The sequence below is a fragment of the Acinetobacter sp. YH12052 genome, from assembly GCF_013419835.1.
GTDB lineage: Bacteria > Pseudomonadota > Gammaproteobacteria > Pseudomonadales > Moraxellaceae > Acinetobacter > Acinetobacter amyesii.
On record NZ_VOZI01000052.1, the window covers coordinates 1 to 1,247 of the forward strand.

Annotated in this window: 1 protein-coding gene; it reads left to right on the plus strand. The window is 40.9% G+C overall.

Annotation, left to right across the window (positions count from 1 at the left end; all coding sequences use genetic code 11):
• The first annotated feature begins 437 nt into the window (after positions 1-437).
• Positions 438-623, plus strand: a complete 186-nt coding sequence (locus FTU06_RS16650) for a hypothetical protein (RefSeq protein WP_180147628.1) — start codon at positions 438-440, stop codon at positions 621-623.
• Positions 624-1,247 lie beyond the last annotated feature (624 nt).

Consider the following 1,247-nt stretch of genomic DNA (forward strand, 5'->3'; position numbering starts at 1 on the left):
TCCCTTTCGTTGTTAAAACCTTCCTAAATTAGTATTCCGTTCGTTTAAATGGGTGGAAGGATTAGTGACGACAGCATTTAAGCGGTGACTTTCAGTGTGCTACTGGGGGATCTGAACAAAGCACACAGCAGAATGAGTAGTCTAAGGGTGATCGTGAGTATATTGGGTGTTATGCCCTTGCGATGATCAAACAAAGCCCACAGGCGGTCTTAAATGCGTTCAGGCGGTGATATAAGCCGTAATTAAGACAGGTGCAGCGTTATACCGTGATGCACTCCGATTGAAGCGACGCTCGGCTCCGTAGTGATGCTCCAGAGGGAAATACTCCTAAAGTGCCTTTATAGGTGCTTTAGGGTGAGTATTCCCTTCTATCTGCTCAACTCTCACCATAATGATCTAATCACTAAATCAAAAACTTTAAAAAAAAGGTGTTTGTTATGAAACAAGTCATAGAGCTTTTAGGGAAAACAGTAAAATTCGTACATACAGAGAATGGTCATTTCTTTGAAGAACAAGGAAAGGTCACAGAAGTTTTATTGTCTTTAAGTGGTGAAAACAGAATTGCTTTAGATGAACAAGAATTATATTTGTTGTCTGATCTGCTAGAGTTTGAGGTGCTTTGAAAGCCTTACACAGCAAGGGTTACGTGAGATTTCGTAAATATACCAAGAGGGACGTTTTGACACACGCCAACAGTGCGGGCGTCGTCGTCGAAACTCCTTCTCCTTCCTTACAGTTGGCTTTCGTGTCGCATTCGCTAATTCTTACCGATGTAAGGCAAAAGGGAGCTTGTAATCAGGGAGAAAAGCGTTTTCGTAGCTTATTGCATCAGTTCGGGGCTACTCCAGCCCCTCTGAAATACCAGCAAGGATACACAAAGGGGACTTTATGCCTTGTTAGGGATACCCTAAAACCCTTAAAACAATAAAATAAGAAAAAAAAATCCTAACTGGAGAGAATAGGATTGTAAAAAGGGGTCGATTTAAATATATTCTAAGCACGGTTATTAATTCTTGGCGGAATTAATAACGAAAGATTATGTAGATTGCCGTCTGACATAATAATCAGGATAAACCCCGTGCGGTATAAGCGATTATAACGACACAGGATTCAAAATAAATCCCTTTCGTTGTTAAAACCTTCCTAAATTAGTATTCCGTTCGTTTAAATGGGTGGAAGGATTAGTGACGACAGCATTTAAGCGGTGACTTTCAGTGTGCTACTGGGGGATCTGAACAAAGCACACA

What these genes read in the sequence shown, in the direction of transcription:
- FTU06_RS16650 (WP_180147628.1), top strand. Translation starts at nt 438, where the DNA reads ATGAAACAAGTCATAGAGCTTTTAGGGAAAACAGTAAAATTCGTACAT.